This is a genomic window from Escherichia sp. MOD1-EC6098, assembly GCF_002965865.1.
Classification (GTDB): Bacteria; Pseudomonadota; Gammaproteobacteria; order Enterobacterales; family Enterobacteriaceae; genus Escherichia; species Escherichia marmotae.
In genome coordinates this window covers 14199-27217 of record NZ_PTSN01000019.1, presented here as the reverse complement: position 1 = coordinate 27217, position 13019 = coordinate 14199, and the positions used below count along the sequence as shown (strand labels likewise).

Annotated in this window: 17 protein-coding genes; all 17 read right to left on the bottom strand. The window is 52.5% G+C overall.

Going from position 1 to position 13019, the window contains the following annotated elements:
- Positions 1-2: 2 nt before the first annotated feature.
- Genes C0K55_RS18850 through C0K55_RS18770 form a run of 17 tightly spaced genes read right to left on the bottom strand, consistent with a single transcriptional unit; the run spans position 3 to position 12973 of the window.
- Complete coding sequence (locus tag C0K55_RS18850) at positions 3-701, bottom strand: phage minor tail protein L (protein WP_105266731.1); 699 nt, start codon at positions 699-701, stop codon at positions 3-5.
- Complete coding sequence (locus C0K55_RS18845) at positions 701-1057, bottom strand: phage tail protein (protein WP_001330090.1); 357 nt, start codon at positions 1055-1057, stop codon at positions 701-703. The genes C0K55_RS18850 and C0K55_RS18845 overlap by 1 nt, the downstream gene beginning before the upstream one ends.
- Positions 1035-4262, bottom strand: coding sequence for a phage tail tape measure protein (locus tag C0K55_RS18840; RefSeq protein WP_105266732.1), 3228 nt, complete (start codon positions 4260-4262; stop codon positions 1035-1037). The genes C0K55_RS18845 and C0K55_RS18840 overlap by 23 nt, the downstream gene beginning before the upstream one ends.
- A gap of 45 nt (positions 4263-4307) precedes the next feature.
- The gene (locus tag C0K55_RS18835) at positions 4308-4598 is read right to left on the bottom strand and encodes a phage tail assembly protein T (protein WP_001211641.1); all 291 of its coding nucleotides are present in this window, start codon (positions 4596-4598) and stop codon (positions 4308-4310) included.
- An 11-nt stretch (positions 4599-4609) separates the two neighbouring features.
- Entirely contained in the window at positions 4610-4981 is a 372-nt protein-coding gene (locus tag C0K55_RS18830; protein WP_000164661.1) for a phage tail assembly chaperone, read from the bottom strand.
- Between the two features lie 14 nt (positions 4982-4995).
- Positions 4996-5700 carry a hypothetical protein gene (locus C0K55_RS18825; protein WP_000097533.1) on the bottom strand — a complete coding sequence of 235 codons (705 nt, stop codon included), beginning with the start codon at positions 5698-5700 and terminating at the stop codon, positions 4996-4998.
- Positions 5701-5759: 59 nt separating this feature from the next.
- The gene (gp17, locus tag C0K55_RS18820) at positions 5760-6104 is read right to left on the bottom strand and encodes a tail completion protein gp17 (RefSeq protein WP_001209399.1); all 345 of its coding nucleotides are present in this window, start codon (positions 6102-6104) and stop codon (positions 5760-5762) included.
- Positions 6101-6547, bottom strand: coding sequence for an HK97-gp10 family putative phage morphogenesis protein (locus C0K55_RS18815; protein ID WP_000347790.1), 447 nt, complete (start codon positions 6545-6547; stop codon positions 6101-6103). Before C0K55_RS18815 ends, gp17 begins: the two co-directional genes overlap by 4 nt.
- Complete coding sequence (locus C0K55_RS18810) at positions 6547-6885, bottom strand: phage head closure protein (protein ID WP_001147820.1); 339 nt, start codon at positions 6883-6885, stop codon at positions 6547-6549. Before C0K55_RS18810 ends, C0K55_RS18815 begins: the two co-directional genes overlap by 1 nt.
- An 8-nt stretch (positions 6886-6893) precedes the next feature.
- The gene (locus C0K55_RS18805; protein ID WP_000983037.1) at positions 6894-7199 is read right to left on the bottom strand and encodes a head-tail connector protein; all 306 of its coding nucleotides are present in this window, start codon (positions 7197-7199) and stop codon (positions 6894-6896) included.
- A gap of 11 nt (positions 7200-7210) precedes the next feature.
- Positions 7211-7399 carry a hypothetical protein gene (locus C0K55_RS18800; protein ID WP_000601355.1) on the bottom strand — a complete coding sequence of 63 codons (189 nt, stop codon included), beginning with the start codon at positions 7397-7399 and terminating at the stop codon, positions 7211-7213.
- Positions 7400-7450: 51 nt separating this feature from the next.
- Positions 7451-8656 carry a phage major capsid protein gene (locus C0K55_RS18795; protein WP_000257489.1) on the bottom strand — a complete coding sequence of 402 codons (1206 nt, stop codon included), beginning with the start codon at positions 8654-8656 and terminating at the stop codon, positions 7451-7453.
- A gap of 14 nt (positions 8657-8670) precedes the next feature.
- Positions 8671-9321: an HK97 family phage prohead protease gene (locus tag C0K55_RS18790; protein WP_001193633.1), complete on the bottom strand. Its 651-nt coding sequence runs from the start codon at positions 9319-9321 to the stop codon at positions 8671-8673.
- Entirely contained in the window at positions 9299-10540 is a 1242-nt protein-coding gene (locus C0K55_RS18785; protein WP_000466247.1) for a phage portal protein, read from the bottom strand. Before C0K55_RS18785 ends, C0K55_RS18790 begins: the two co-directional genes overlap by 23 nt.
- Entirely contained in the window at positions 10540-10722 is a 183-nt protein-coding gene (locus tag C0K55_RS18780) for a hypothetical protein (RefSeq protein ID WP_000478567.1), read from the bottom strand. Before C0K55_RS18780 ends, C0K55_RS18785 begins: the two co-directional genes overlap by 1 nt.
- Positions 10723-10733: 11 nt before the next feature.
- Entirely contained in the window at positions 10734-12491 is a 1758-nt protein-coding gene (locus C0K55_RS18775) for a terminase large subunit (RefSeq protein ID WP_001140902.1), read from the bottom strand.
- Entirely contained in the window at positions 12491-12973 is a 483-nt protein-coding gene (locus C0K55_RS18770) for a phage terminase small subunit P27 family (RefSeq protein ID WP_001317918.1), read from the bottom strand. Before C0K55_RS18770 ends, C0K55_RS18775 begins: the two co-directional genes overlap by 1 nt.
- Between the last annotated feature and the right edge of the window lie 46 nt (positions 12974-13019).

The following is a 13019-nucleotide window of genomic DNA, read 5'->3' as shown; positions in this document are numbered from 1 at the left end:
ATTTACTGCGAAAGTTTGTTGATGGACAGAAAACCGCCAAAGTTGGCGACGTTATTACGGAGCTTACAGCCGCTCAGGCATTTGCTGCATTTATCCTTCGTGATATCGGACGTCGGCTGGTCATATTCATCCGCGACCGCCGGACCGTGATAACCGCACTCATCACCGCGATAGGTCCAGGTGCAGGTGTTGGCCAGCATGATACGCCCCGGAAAAACAGCGCCATCCGTTTCCGTCGGCGTGGACAGTACAAAGGAGGCACTCACCGCGCTCAGTTCGCTGCACTGCTCGATGCGCCAGCGGCTGATCACCTCCTGCTCCGGATCGGCGTCACTGTTTCCGTTGACGAAGTTCACCGCATCCAGAAAACGGGCGTAAACCTTACGCCGGACCACCGTTCCGCCGACCAGACTCTGCAAATCTTCCACCATCCCGGTGACCATGCCGTGCAGATTAGAGACTTTAAGCGTTGGCCTGGCGCTGGCTCCTTTACCGTTCATCTCAAATCCGCTCCCCTGAATGGGGTACGCCTGATACTGTCGCCCCTGCCAGGTGACTGGTTCGCCTTTTTCGTTCTGCTCATTACAGAAAAAATAACGCTCTCCGCCAACCTCTGTCAGATCGACTTCCCAGAGCACGACCAGCGCGGATTGCTCCGCTTTTGTACACTCATTCAGTGTTTCCTGCTGTATATCCTGCATCAGTGAGTGACCTCTTCAAAGGTACAGTTAAAATCGGTATACATGGCATTATCCGAAATGCTCCACTCCCTGCAGACAACCCGGACAGTCCTGTTGTGTTTTGGCGGACGCCACAAAAAAGCACGAATCCCGGCATGACGGGATAAAAAACTGTCCAGCGCGGCACGGGAATATTCATCTGTGACACGAAATACCGGTTTAAACGTTTTCAGATCCGCATTCAGACCACCAGCCCGTCGCTGTTCATATCCGTCACCAAACTTTACCGTAATAACTGATGGCTTTCGTGTCGTCTCCATCCCCTCACGGGGGATCCAGTTAAAAACTTCAGGCTCAGGCACTGTACAATCCTCCATCCCGACGCGATGACTGCATAATTGACACAACCCTGCTGTCGATCAGATCCACCAGTCCCCTGGCTGAGCGCGCATCTATCTCGCCATTGCTCCCTTGATTCTGAATGCTGATGTGATACACGGGAGAATAAACAAATCCACCGCCACCATTCACATTTCCAATGGCCCTGACCCCAAGAGAGCCGTCCGCTGCCCGTGTCAGTGGCATGATTGCTTCAGGCCCGGCCTCGCCCATCAACCCGGCACCTTTCGCAAAAGCAAAATACGTCGGTGTATCCACAATAGTGTTACTGTAAGCACTCAGATTTGCCGATGTGTAAACACCACCTTTTGCGTTTGCCACTGCCCCCGAAATCCATCCGCCGACCGTACCAAGCCACCCTCCGGCACCGGAGAGTGATTTCAGTCCGTTAACAATGGCTGCATTCATCAGAATTTTTGAAACCTCCCGGAGAACTGAACTCCCCCAGTTCCTCCAGTCCATAACATTCCCGGCCAGTGCATCGGAAATATTTGATACCAGCCCGTCCATCGTGGAAACGACAGCATCTGCTGCCTGTGAAGCATAATCGGTGGCACTGTCTGCCCAGTTGGTCAGTCCCTCCTGGAGTCCGGCATTCCAGTTATTACGTAAAGCATCGGCCTTTGCATAATAATCCTGCTGATCGCTGAGACGCTCTTCCAGATATTTTTTATTCAGTTCTTTCTCCTGTTTCCACAGGGCTTCTTCAATTTCTCCGGCCTGATACTGTCTCAGCAGCTCGTTATTTTTCTGCTCAAACGCCTGCCGGATACTCCACATTTCCTGGAGTCGTTCACGCATCCGTGAGCCTTCACCATATCCCAGCAACTGCGCTTCGTCAGATGCCCGGGCACTGGCATTACTGTCCGCCAGACTGCTCTCATACGCAGCAAGCTGCTCACGAATCTTTTTCTGGTCGATGAGTGCTACATTCTGCAAAAGCGTTTTTTTCTGCGCTTCTGACAGGGTTGATAATTCGCCCTGACTGACCTGATATTTCATCTTAGCCAGTTCAGTATTCTGCCCTGCCAGTGCTATTTGTTCTTTTTGCTGTTTAATCAGCCGTTTATAAATATCTTCTGTTTTTTCCGCTTCGGTCTTTTTATGCGCTTTAGGTTTATTTGCCTGGTTATTTCGCCAGGCATCCAGTAAGTTATTGATATAATTCTGTCTGGCTGTCTGATACGCCTCTCCCACAAAGCCGAGATCATCCGCAGCATAACCCAGGCGGGCACGCTCACGGGCTTCCCCCTTCAGGCGGGACAGAGCCAGTTCGCGCTCGCTGTTATTCAGTGCGGTCTGCTGTTTATCATCCAGGGTTGCCTGTGGTAGCCGTAACGGTACATTCACCAGCCCCTGTCGCTGCTGAAGTAATTCATTACCGAGCCCGAGAAGGCGATTAAACTCGGTATGCTGCCCATTCATGATCAACAGGGACTGATACGCTTTGTTTTGTTCCGCGGCCTGTTGACGGATCAACGCCACCCGTCGCTCCTCCAGCCCGGCAAGCACATCCTGAATGGATTGCGCTTTGCCCTGCATTTGTGTGAGACGGGACTGTTCAACTGCCAGTTGATTTGTTGCTTCTGCAAGCCCTTCTGTGACAGTTTTTACCGACGTCATGTGGTTAATCATAAAACCGTTATCGGTTGTCCAGCCCGGGTTTGCCAGCACATACTGATAGCCAGCAATTTTTTCCTGTAAGGATTTAATCTTACTTTTCTGCTCGTCAATTAACCTGTTTTGCTCCTCCAGTGCCTGCCGCGTCTTTTCCTCATTATCTGACGCTTCAGGAAGCGACATTGCCGACGTTTTCTGGCGAATTTCGTCGATTGTTGCGGCATACTGGCGTGCAGATTCTCTGGCCTGCTCCTGATTCTGATACATTGTGTACCAGGCCGCGGCCCCCAGCATGACGAGTCCCGGCACACCACCAACCAACCCCAGCGCACCACTTAACAGACGACTCCCCACTGACGTGACAGTATTCAGCGTTGTCTGTGCTGCTGTTCTGGCCGCAATATTACGGGTAAGTGATGCCTGGGCAGCAGCCAGTTTCGCTTCTGCGGCTGCCTGCCTTTCAGTACCACGGGTAGCCGCAACCGCCTGTTGTGCACGATAAACCGCCGCACGCGCTCTGGCGGTTGCTATCTGTGTCCCCCGGAGTTGCGCTTCAGCAAGAGCCACTTCGTTTCTGGCTGCGGTAATTAATCCGGCAGTTGCAGATCCAGCAGAAGACGCCATATTGCCAAAATATCGGGCTACTCCGACGGCAACCAGAGCACCGGCAGCGGTTGCCACGGTATCAATATTGCCTGCAACACCATTCAGCACTACGGAAAGCGTCTTCGTCACTCCGCTTGCCTCGTTCGCACCACCAACCCAGGCCATAAAGGCGTTTTCAACTTTGGTTGCAGAGGATGAAACCGTATCAGGCATTGCTGCATATTCATCACGCAACGCCCCAAGCTGGCTAATCAACGCAGGAACAACCTTATCGGCAGTCAGTTTTCCGTCATCCGCCATGGCCTTCAGATCCTTACGGGCAACACCCATTCCCGCAGCCAGCGCACGAATAACACGATCGCCGTTCTCATTCACAGAGTTAAATTCTTCACCGCGCAGCACTCCCTGCGCCAGTGCCTGACTGAACTGCGTGATCACCGAACTGGCTTCTGCTGTACTGGCACCGGATAATTTCAGGCCCGTGGAGATCGCCTCGGTGACTTTCAGTACCTCCTCAGAACTGTAGCCATACTCCCGCATGGAAGCTGCAGAGCGGGCAAAAAGGCTGGCGTTATCAGAAAACGCCGTTCCCGTTCTCTGGCTGATTGCCATTAATTCACGTTGTGATACCTGAAAATCATCACTGGACTGTGAAGCCTGCTTCAGACGGGCATTTACTGAATTCCACTCATCGGCGAGAGAAATAAGATGACCGGTAGCAAAAGCTCCGGCAAATGCCCCCGCCATATTCAGTGCCGAAGATTTAGCTGTATTTATCTGATCCGTCACTTCTGCCAGTGCACGCCGCATTTCACGGGATGCAGCAGCGGACTGCCGGCCTCCGTTCTGCATGGTACGGTAGTAATCCTGCCCCATACGCGAAGCCCGGGAGATCTCTGACTGGAATGACCGGGAATTTGCCGAGATTTTAATAATCAGTTCACGTAATGTCGCCACACTCATTCTCCGGACGAAAAAAACCGCCGAAGCGGTTATGTTGACTCACTGAGACACTATTAAAAGCGCGTTTTCCAGTCCGGCAAATGGATCTGAGACGCCTTCTGTCTGCTCTTGTTCCCACTGAAGAAGCGCATCATTCAGTGGGACTTTGACACCCTGCGCACCGTAAACCGCAGAAACTATCTGGGCAGCCCGGATATCAGCCCGCTCGTCACCCAGCGGGCTGAACCTGTCAAATTCTGCCCACATCATGATTTCTGATGCGGACATTTCCCGGCGTAACTCTGACAATGTGCGCCCCATCCTGAGCGCCAGCATCATCAGAAAACGCATCCCCGGAAGCTCTACTTTTTTTTAACCTCGCCGGCATCACTGATCAGTTCCAGAGACTGCCGAAGAAGCCGCGCATGCACCGGGCCATACACGGCAATCACCTGTTCACGATCATCCTCTGAAAATACAGGTTGCAGTCCGGTATCACACAGAACATCAATGAACAGTTCAACATCTGCCTCCAGATTTCGGCGGGCGCGCTCCGCAACGGATAACGGTGTCTCATCATCTTTTGCTTTAACGATCTCCTGCCAGCGCAACCAGGCTTCTGCAGAAGGTTCCCGTAATACAACCGTTGCCCCTTCCCATTCAGGCACATCAACAGTTTTATGGCGAAACCCCGACATCGTTGCCAGTGCCAGATTGCGGATATTTTTAGTCATCACATCTATCCTCATTAACTGACGGTAACAGTGCAGGAAGTGGAGGTCACCTTGTTAACAGGGCTTGCTGAATCAGAAATCTCGCAGGTATACGCACCGGCATCACCTGATGCTGCTGATGCCTTACTGAATGTTGCCGCCGTCTGTCCGGAAACAGGAGAACTACCTTTCTTCCAGACATAAGAATAAGGCGGCACACCACCGGCAGCCTCAACCACCATTTCGAGTTTCGCTCCGGCAGAAACCTGCAGCGTGCTGTTTAAATCGACCTTCACTTTCAGCGGCTCTGTCGTCAGCACAGGTTTACCTTTCAGGCGCAGGGAAAACGTTGCAGCCACAACACCATTAGTTCCTGCAGACCAGGTATGCTGACGCACCTCTGCCATAAAGGTAAATCCGTTGCCTGACGGAAAAATAACTTTAAAGCCATACGTGGTGTCATTGTCATAGGCACTGCGCAACGCGTTCTGGGCAGCATTGAGGTAAAAGTTGCCTGACATGGAAATCTCTGACGCGGCACCAAGGCCGTTAATATTTTCCTGCTCAACAGAACACAGCGTGGTGACATCAATATCCTGCTTTTGTCCTGCGGTAAACTGCACCTCTTTGATTGTACAGCTCAGGCCAAGATAGCTGGCAGAATCCAGGGTTTCTGCTGTTACCGGTGCAGACGAAATCATAATTTTCGTCAGTTGCGAACGCTCAAAATTAGAGGACATACTCGTCTCCTGAAAATAAAAAACCCGCCAGCGGCGGGTGGGTAAAATCATTAACGACCTCAGGCTATTACCTGAAATTCAAGCGTGGCTCTGCTCAGACGGGAATCAGGATCATAACCCTGAGTTTTAGAAATAACGGAGGGTGCAAGTTGCCTTACCGCATCAAGCGCCTGCTCACGGATATCATCTGCGTCATCAGGTACTGTTGCCCAGACATCGATCTGCACGGTAATTCTGGATTCAGCCTGACCATCAAGCACATCAGACGCAGTGTCAGACACCACAGAAAATACCAGCCATGGCGGAGATACCGCAGGCTTTCCCTCCGTCAGCGGGACCACATAAGGATAAACCTGTCCTCCGGCCAGTTGAGACAGCAGGGAATACAGTGTGGTCTCTCTCATTTACTTAAGACCTCATCAATAGCCTGATTCATTCGCTGTATGGCAATCTGTGCTGCCAGTTCCTCTGTCGTATCGAAAGCCGGGCGAATGAACGGATGCGCGGGCATGTTTATCGTTCCCAGCTCCACAAAGCGCCAGTAAAACGCATTTCGGGGATCACTGGCTTTCATGCTGTTATCACTGTTTCCGGTTCGCAGGTTCCGTCCACGAATGTGGACACCCGAGATAATTTCCCCCCGACGCTTTGAACGCTGAGTGAGAACAACCACATTTTTCTTCAGTTTCCCGGTTCGCTCCGGCGCACGTTCAACAACTGCATCCCGCATAACTTCAGCACCGGCACGGGTGGCATCGCGCAGTACCTTATTGTTTTCTGCCCTGCTGAGCGTCTCCAGATCCCGTGCAATATCCGCCAGACCTGAAAAATCAAGACTGAAATCCATCACACATTCCCCTTCTGAGAACAGAGTATCTCAAGCCGTGTGGCACGAGCATCCGGTATCGGCGGACCGTCTATACTCAGAATCGCGCCTTTGAATGCACCAGTCAGCACTTTCAGACATGAAGTTGCTGTTACATCTCGCCGGAATCTCATCCAGACCCTCACTGTAGCCTGAGCAGTTTCTGCGCCTCCGGATATTCTCTCCCTGCCACTGATCCCCTTAACTTCTGCCCATATGGTTGCCCCCTCCGTCATTGTTTCCACAGGGTGCCCTGACGGAGACCGAACGGTGGTGGCATTCAGAATAACCACACGATCACGTAATCTTCCTGCCTGCATGAATCCTCCTATGTTCCGGGATGAAATCGATACATCCGCAGTCCGGTATAGAAAAAATCAGGCACTGCATCCTGCATTTCCCTGTTCTCGTACCAGTAGCCAACCAGTTGCATAAGACGCAGTTTTATCAGAGGTGTTATTACAAGCCCGGTCGTATCCTGCTCAGAAACAGTTTCATCGTAAAGCGTCCGGTTTAAAAACTTTTCAGCCTCTTCCCTGGCAGCAGCCAGATACATCATAAGAAGAGAATTCTCCTGTTCATTGTCATCATCAATCCGGCACTGAACACGAAGCTCTTCCAGAGTGGGCATCATTTGGGCAACCTCTATGAATGCTGTTTTTTAGACTTATCAGCCCCCCGCGCAACAGGTGTTCTCTTATCAGAGACAATCCCAGCTGCAGTGGCAATTTCGCGTACCCGTTCGGGTAATTCTTTATCTTCATACTCACCGGCCCGAATAATCTCAACACGCATACCGTCCGGTGACCATTTCAGATCTTGTTTCAGGATCATGATTCTTTCACCTGTCAGAACAGGGGGCGCACTTCTGCGCCCCCTGAATGATTACGCCGCTGCAATCTTCAGCAGTTTGATGGCCTGCGAATCGACCAGCATGCCGCCGGTGCGCTTGGTGGTATAAAAACCGACAAACGGTTTATTGGTGTACGGATCACGCAGAATGCGGGTACCGATACGGTCAACGATGGTGTAACCCCGTTTGAAGTTACCAAATGCAATGGCTTTCGCATCAGCGGCAATATCCGGCATCTGTTCGTTTTCAGCGATAGCGTAACCCGCCAGAGAGGACGGCTGCCCCAGCTCCAGCCCCGGACGCCACAGATAGTTACCCTCACTGTCTTTCAGCAGACGGATGGCAAACAGACTGTTGTTGTTCATCATGAACTTCGCGCCAGTGCGGTGTGCCTTACGCAGCGTGTAAATCAGTTTGATAATGGCATCTGCGGTCACCGCCGTCGCTTCGCCGGATACAATATGCTGAAGTTTGCCGAACGCCCGGACCTTGTCTGTTTCATCCGTGGACTCATACGCCAGGAACCCTTTCGGCTTCTTGGTACCATCGCCGGTGGTAAAGGCAATTTCTTCCTGTTCGGCAAATTCGGTTGCCAGCTCGCTGTTGATCCATGCTTCCACGTTGAAAAAGGCATCATCCAGCATTTTCTGGGTGGCCTGCGGGTTACCGTAGATTTCCCCCATGAAAGGTTCAATCAGGCCCAGTTTTGAGGTGGCAGTCTGGGAGCGCGCGTCAGTCTCGCCAACCCATCCGGAAGCCGTGCCGCCCAGATTCACCAGTTTTTTGTAGTCGGAACCACCAACGCTGATCACCGTGGCTTCCTGGCGCATCACCACTTCATCTTTCAGCAGGGTGAGAATGTTGCGATCCAGTGCTTCCGGCACGGCATAGCCGCCGTCTTCATCGGTGCCCACCTGTAATGCCTTGCGCTCCAGATCGCGCAGACCATCTTCACGGCCTTTACGCAGGAAGCCCACAAACGCTTCTTTATGCTCGGTGGCCAGTTTATTTTGCGCACCACCTGCCGGACGTTTCAGCTCAAGCAGCTCTTTTTCAAGATCGCTTTTGAGGTTTTCCAGCTCGCTGAGTTTCCCGTTCAGGGTTTCCACCTGCCCGGCAAGTTTGCCTTTTTCCTGCTCAATCGCATCCACGCGCTTGTCGTTCTTTGCTTTGAAGTCGTCAAACTTCTGCTGCAGCTCCTGCGCGACCTGTTCGACATCTTTAATATCAACCGCCATCGTATTTCTCCTGATTAGAAGTTCAGATTTTTCAGTGCATTCAGTGCAGAGCCCACATCCTCAGCGTCGCGCAGGGACAGTGCGCCATAGCCCCCGGCCATGAATGCTTTGGCCTGGGTACGGGAGAGTCCGACATCACGCAGGACTCTTTCGATTTTTTTCTGTTCGGGGATTTCCCCGCGGGCCAGTGCGTTCTTGACGTCGCTGATCCGCGCCTCGTCGTTAGACGGGAACGTCACCAGGCTGACTTCCCAGAGGTCGATTTCTTTCAGCAGAAAGGCTTCTTTCGTCCGGTCGTATTCCCAGTCTTTCAGGACGTACCCAATAGAAAGGCCGGTTAACGAACCGGCCTTCATGTGTGCATGTGCGCGTTTTGCGAGGGGATCATCATCAATAAGCAACCGTCCCCTGACGTAAAGCCCGACATCGTCTTCCTTCATTTCGGTGTAAACACCGATGGGTTCATCCATGCGGTGCTGCCAGAGCAGCGCAGGTAACGCTTTTCTGTCACTCCACGCCCGCAGGGAAGCAGCAAATGCCCCGGACATCACCACATCATCGTGGCTGTCCTTTACACCAAAGACGGAGCCATACCCTTCAAACTCACCGGAGTCACTGACAGATTTCAGACTCAGCGGTACATCAAGACGTTGTTTCGTCTGCATTGGCGTTATCCTTCTGCTTACCGGCTTTACTGCCATCGGAGGGTTTCGTGGTCATGTTCATCGGTGTGAGATAGACATCACCACCGGGACGCGGATTCATATCTTCCAGGTCGCGGCAGTCATTGGGAGAGTAAATTCCCCAGTTGATCCCGGTGGCGTAGGCTTCAAAACGGGACTTCATATCCCCGCGCAGTAACGCCCCGGCGTTAAATTTGGCGTAATAAACGCCCTGCTTACTTTTTCGTACCAGTCCGGTGTTGATCCGCTGTTCGATGCGGGTCAGATACGGCACCAGTGAATAGTTGATAAATCCCAACCCCAGCTCTTCGATATTGTTGAAGGTGGCGCGATCGGTGTTCTGCACCATGTGCAACGGCACCCGGAACAGACGACAGATTTCTTCAAGCTGAAACTTGCGGGTTTCCAGGAACTGGCTGTCCTCGGCGTTCAGCGCCATCGACTTCCAGTCCAGCCCCATCTCAAGGATCATCGGGCGGTGAGCATTGCCAAGCCCGGTGTGACGCTCCTCAAAATCTTTCTTCAGGCGCTCATAAGCCTGATCCGACAGCGTCTGTTCTGTACGCAACACACCGGACGTCACCGCACCATTGCTGAACAGTCTGGCCCCGTGCTCTTCGGTCGCTGCTGCCAGCGATATTGCCTCGCGGGCATAGGCGATGGGATTCAGTCCCACCAGACCGTCCAGCGTCAGCGTGCGCACATGCCAGATATCTTCCTGGCTCAGTACATCCGTGGAACCGTCCGGGAATGTGACCTGATAGACCGGCTCCCAGCGACTGTTAAGCTTCGGTACCACACAACCGGGATCGACGGGCAGCAGTTCAGCCACTTCGCCAAATGCTTTCACTTTGTAGGCGTAAAAGTTTCCCCTCAGGCACAGACAGGTGACCACCAGCTCCCAGAACTCCTGCGGCGTCATATAGCCATTGGGATGCGTGGAGATCAGCTTATGCAGACGTTCGCCGGTGGCCCTCTGTTTCAGGCTGCCGTTCAGGTGATACAGATTGCAGGGCAACATCCCGACCGACTCTGCCAGCACTCTGACGCAGGAAAAAACCGCCGTCAGTCGCATGGCCCGCTGACTGCTGATCTGCTTTCCGGTATAGGTGTCGTAAGACAACCCGATGGCATCCGCCAGCTCTGCTGGCGTGGTCACCGGCGCGTCACTTTTTCGTTGAAATAATCCCGAAAAGAACACTATTTACCTCCGCCGACAGACGGCTGTGTACGGTCGAGATATCGCGCCACCAGCCACGACCAGAACAGGCACAGCACCCCGGCAACAACAAAACCCGCCGGGGGATAAATCAGCCAGGCACCATACGCCAGCAAAAGCGCACCCAACACGCCCACCAGTGGCGCGAGAATTATCAGAAACATAATGACCTCGGTTAAAGCGAGCGGATGCCCACGCTGACCAGATGTTCAGACAGATCCAGCTCCGGTTCACCACCATTGACCAGCATCCGGCTCATTGCTGTAAACATCGCAACAGGGCCGTCGATTTTGGCTTCCAGCGTGGATTTATTCGGGAAGATATTGTCGTTTTTGTCCGGTTTTACCGTAACGTTAGACATCATCCAGTTCATGACCGGATGATTGCTGTGATGGAAACGCCCGGCATAGACCAGTGATTCCGTTTCCTTCATGGCCTCTGACAGATTGCGAACCGTCTGCGGAACCTCCACCAGCGGTATCCCTTCTTCAGCCAGTGCCAGGCTGAACTGCATCGCGCTCCACGGGTCAAATCCCAGTTCCCTGAGGTTTTCACCACCAATCCATTCCAGTAAGTCACTTTTTATCTGAGCATGATCGATAACATCACCATCCGTCAGAATCAGCTTATCCATCTCCGCCCACTTCCGGTAAAGTTCTGCCTGCTGCCGCGAGCATCGTTCCAGCCGTCCTTCCGGAAGCCAGAATTTAAAATCGGCATGAACATGCCCGTTATCCGTTCGCCAGAGTTTTGCCGCCGCACAGATATCAATCTTATGAGCAAGGTCAACGCCGACCCACATGGGATACGTTTTCAGCTCATGTCGTGGGGCAATGTATTCGCACTTCTCCCACTTAATCATGTCCATCCAGGCAGACTCTGCTGTTACCCACACATTCATGTGTTTGGTAAAAAAATTCACCCGCGCAGAGACCTGTTCTTTCGCTTTTTTCGCCAGGCGACGCAGATCATCCCAGCGTTTACAGATGCCCAGGCCGGGATTCGCTTTCTGCCAGACCGTTTCATCAAACGGATCATCTCCCTCATCGAGGGTGTAAATAATCGCAAAGTAGGAGTCGTCTTTTACCGCGCCCTCCACGTCGCTGTTATAGCCACGCAATACCTTGATGGCGTAATCACGCTGCTCGTAACAAATCCCTTCCTTATTAAACCCTGCCGTGGTGATACCAAATAAAAGGGACTGCAGACGGGCACCGGTTGCCGTTTCCAGAACGTCCCACACGTCACGGGTTTTATGTGCATGCAGCTCATCAATAATGGCGCAGTGGATGTTCAGACCATCCAGGTTGTTTGCATCCGAAGAAAGCGGTTCAAATTTTGATGCGCTCTGCTCCTGGTAAATCGCCAGCTTGTTGAAATCAAACAACCGCCCGAGTGTCGACCGGGCTTTTCTGACCATATTTTTGGCGTCTTCAAACACGATTCTGGCCTGGTCACGCGTGGTTGCGGCTGAATACACCTCAGCTCCGCCTTCACCATCTGCCCCCGTCATATACAGGCCGATACCCGATGACAGAGTTGATTTTGCGTTTTTACGGGCGACTTCGTTGTACGCCGTCCGGAACCGGCGCACCATCACCGGACGTCCACTGCCATCGCTGCGCATGACAACTTCCCCGGTCTCTTCATTGACCAGCGGAATGACAAAACCAAAAATATTAATGAGGATAAATACATGCCAGTCCATCAACTCAATGGGCTGGCCTGCCAGCGCCCCTTTTACATGAGGCACAAATTTGTAGAAATTCAGGATGTGCTGCGCACGGGGTTCACTGAAATAAATCCCCCGCTCTTCGCCGTACTTCAGATCATCAAGAAAACGCTGGCAGGCCAGGCGGACAAATTCGCCAGCAACAATTTCTCCTGCAACAACACGTTCGGCGTAGCGGATCCCGTCAGCCACTTTTGCCATCAGTCTCTCGCTTTTAAAAGCTCCGCCAGCGGATCAACATCATCCGGTCCGGCGATATTTACTTTAGCCCGGCTTGCCGGTGACATACCAAACTCTGCAAGCATTGCCCGGATCCGCTTCCAGGCATCCGCTTTCATTGCCGCCGCGGGGTGCGCCTTAATCAGTACATCACCGCTCTGCGTTTCCGTGCGGTAGGTATACCCCTCAACATCGAGTGTTTCGCAGTGATGCCGATATTCGGTGTAGGCTTCCACCAGCAACTCGAGCGCACGCGCATCAAGCTGAGAAATGATCCCTTCCGCATTCAGCTCTTCCGCCATTCGCCTGAACCAGTACTTCCCCTGAGCCCCTAAATGCTGCGGAATTTTAGGAAGACCTTTTTCATCCTTTTTAGCGGTTTTTTTGTGGTCTTTAACGGGGCGCTTTGAGGGGTTGCCTCGAATCAAATGCAGGCGTGGCGGGGTTTTCGGAGGTCCTGACATAATCGGTCTTACCTATCAATCGTTTGTTCACATTTCCAAAAAAAAG

Coding starts and splice junctions, on each gene's coding strand:
- C0K55_RS18845 (WP_001330090.1), bottom strand. CDS start 1,057: ATGGAGGATTGTACAGTGCCTGAGCCTGAAGTTTTTAACTGGATCCCC.
- C0K55_RS18790 (WP_001193633.1), bottom strand. CDS start 9,321: ATGCAGACGAAACAACGTCTTGATGTACCGCTGAGTCTGAAATCTGTC.
- C0K55_RS18775 (WP_001140902.1), bottom strand. CDS start 12,491: ATGGCAAAAGTGGCTGACGGGATCCGCTACGCCGAACGTGTTGTTGCA.
- C0K55_RS18805 (WP_000983037.1), bottom strand. CDS start 7,199: ATGATGCCCACTCTGGAAGAGCTTCGTGTTCAGTGCCGGATTGATGAT.
- C0K55_RS18795 (WP_000257489.1), bottom strand. CDS start 8,656: ATGGCGGTTGATATTAAAGATGTCGAACAGGTCGCGCAGGAGCTGCAG.
- C0K55_RS18830 (WP_000164661.1), bottom strand. CDS start 4,981: ATGACTAAAAATATCCGCAATCTGGCACTGGCAACGATGTCGGGGTTT.
- C0K55_RS18825 (WP_000097533.1), bottom strand. CDS start 5,700: ATGTCCTCTAATTTTGAGCGTTCGCAACTGACGAAAATTATGATTTCG.
- C0K55_RS18815 (WP_000347790.1), bottom strand. CDS start 6,547: ATGGATTTCAGTCTTGATTTTTCAGGTCTGGCGGATATTGCACGGGAT.
- C0K55_RS18780 (WP_000478567.1), bottom strand. CDS start 10,722: ATGTTTCTGATAATTCTCGCGCCACTGGTGGGCGTGTTGGGTGCGCTT.
- C0K55_RS18800 (WP_000601355.1), bottom strand. CDS start 7,399: ATGATCCTGAAACAAGATCTGAAATGGTCACCGGACGGTATGCGTGTT.
- C0K55_RS18835 (WP_001211641.1), bottom strand. CDS start 4,598: ATGCGTTTTCTGATGATGCTGGCGCTCAGGATGGGGCGCACATTGTCA.
- C0K55_RS18770 (WP_001317918.1), bottom strand. CDS start 12,973: ATGTCAGGACCTCCGAAAACCCCGCCACGCCTGCATTTGATTCGAGGC.
- C0K55_RS18810 (WP_001147820.1), bottom strand. CDS start 6,885: ATGCAGGCAGGAAGATTACGTGATCGTGTGGTTATTCTGAATGCCACC.
- gp17 (WP_001209399.1), bottom strand. CDS start 6,104: ATGAGAGAGACCACACTGTATTCCCTGCTGTCTCAACTGGCCGGAGGA.
- C0K55_RS18850 (WP_105266731.1), bottom strand. CDS start 701: ATGCAGGATATACAGCAGGAAACACTGAATGAGTGTACAAAAGCGGAG.